At 35.4% G+C, this 475-nt stretch carries 1 protein-coding gene; it reads right to left on the bottom strand.

Annotated features, from left to right (window positions below; all coding sequences use genetic code 11):
• A partial coding sequence (locus R0J88_RS18780) for a ParA family protein (protein WP_410900695.1) occupies window positions 1–475 on the bottom strand: 475 nt, incomplete at both ends.

Below are 475 nucleotides of genomic sequence, written 5' to 3'. Positions count from 1 at the left end.
TAAGTATTTTCTAGTCTCGTCCAATATTTCAGTATGCAAAGTAGTTACAGTTTTCACTAGAGTAGCTACTACACCAAGTAATTGCAAATCAGGATTGTAGGTATCTTTGAAGTCTTGAATAGTCTCGATAACTTTAATAAGACTTCTCATAGAGTATGTTTCGGGTGCATATGGAATCAATACCCCATCAGCTACCGTAAATACGTTACCTACCATTAAAGCAAGGCTAGGCGGTGTATCTATCAATATAAAGTCATATTGGCTTCTAAGGTGATTAATTCCCTTATACATCAATTCGAAAGGTCTAGGGTACTTCTTGCTATTGCCAATAACCTCAAAATCAAAGCCTACTATATCAACAGTAGCAGGAATAATATCAATATTTTCAGGTACATTAACAATTGTGTGTTCAGCAGGAATACCATCAATTAACACATCATAAAGTCCGTAAGCAAATTCATCAGGATTCTTACCG

Origin of the sequence: Pseudoalteromonas sp. SIMBA_162, from assembly GCF_046535955.1 — a bacterium.
In the GTDB taxonomy this organism is placed as follows: Bacteria; Pseudomonadota; Gammaproteobacteria; order Enterobacterales; family Alteromonadaceae; genus Pseudoalteromonas; species Pseudoalteromonas marina.
The sequence above is the reverse complement of the archived record's forward strand: the minus strand, read 5'-3'. Positions and strand labels throughout refer to the sequence as shown.